This is a genomic window from Bartonella saheliensis, assembly GCF_902162175.1.
In genome coordinates, this window is sequence record NZ_LR607313.1 from 1 (window position 1) to 1233 (window position 1233).

The following is a 1233-nucleotide window of genomic DNA, read 5'->3' on the forward strand; positions in this document are numbered from 1 at the left end:
TGAAGCTATTTCGTGTAATCCACATAATCCACGGCGCCATTTTACTGAAGCAGAACTTGATAATTTAGCACAATCAATTCGTCAGCACGGTGTTGTTCAACCTGTTATTGTAAGACCTTCACGGGAGCATCCTCAGCGGTTTGAACTCATTGCTGGTGAACGGCGATGGCGTGCTGCACAGCGTGCTCATTTAAGTCAATTACCAGTAATTATTCGCGATGTGGATGATAAAACAGCTTTAGAATTGGCAATTATTGAAAATGTTCAGCGTGCCGATCTTAATCCTATTGAAGAAGCAATGGGATATGAACTTTTGCTCAGTGAACATGGTTATACGCAAGTAGATTTAGCTCAAGTGATTGGAAAAAGTCGAAGTCATGTTGCAAATACGCTTCGTTTGTTAAAATTGCCAGAAAAAGTACAACAATTTTTAACTGATGGTCAACTCTCTGCTGGTCATGCGCGTTGTCTTATAACTGTCGATAATCCACAGGATTTGGCCGAAAAAATTATTCGTGAAGGTCTTTCTGTGCGTCAAACTGAAGTACTTGCCTATGAACAGGCTAATCCTAAGGTCAAAAAACGAACCTCTGTAGAAAAAGATGCGGAAACTAAATCTTTAGAAAAGTTGCTTGCAGATGTCATCGGAATGAAAGTTATTATTAGACATGGAAAAAAAGGGGGTGATTTAAAAATACACTATTCTTCATTAGAACAATTAGATGATATTTGTCGGCGTTTGCAAAGCTAATCAATTGTTCAAAATAAAAAGTCCTTTTAACAATTGTCTCTTAAGATTTTAATTATTCTGTACATATTTTTTTTAGCAAATTCAATATTGCTTAAAGGTATAATGTTTTGTTTATGAACAGAAATTTCTTCGTTTGTAAGGATATTCAGTGTTGCTTGAAGTGCTAAGTGACCAACAACAAAATCTTTCAGTGTGAGGTTATTTTTTCTTAAAATATTCATAAGTTTTGGTTTACGAGAAATATAAGCGATATATCCTTCAATACACTCGTCATGAGTGGGTGGATCATTTTCGATCTCAGCTGTTTCTGGTTCTGGAGATAAATTTTCACATTCTTTTCTTATCTTCTCCAGCTTTAAAAGAAAATCTTCTGTTAAAGGATAATTCGCAATGAGGGGTGATAGAGAAGAATGATTATCTGTTTCTTTTTTTATTTCTTGAGCATATAAAACAAAGGAGAAAAAGAACAGAAAACATAATAC

General features: G+C 35.0%; 2 protein-coding genes. One reads left to right on the forward strand and one right to left on the reverse strand.

What is annotated here, in order from left to right:
• Positions 1-751, forward strand: a 751-nt coding sequence (locus FS875_RS09955; RefSeq protein ID WP_144756279.1) for a ParB/RepB/Spo0J family partition protein, incomplete at its 5' end; no start/stop codon positions are given.
• Between the two features lie 26 nt (positions 752-777).
• Here FS875_RS09955 and FS875_RS09960 read toward each other — a convergent pair.
• Positions 778-1233: hypothetical protein (locus FS875_RS09960; RefSeq protein ID WP_246067906.1), on the reverse strand; the 456-nt coding region annotated here is incomplete at its 5' end.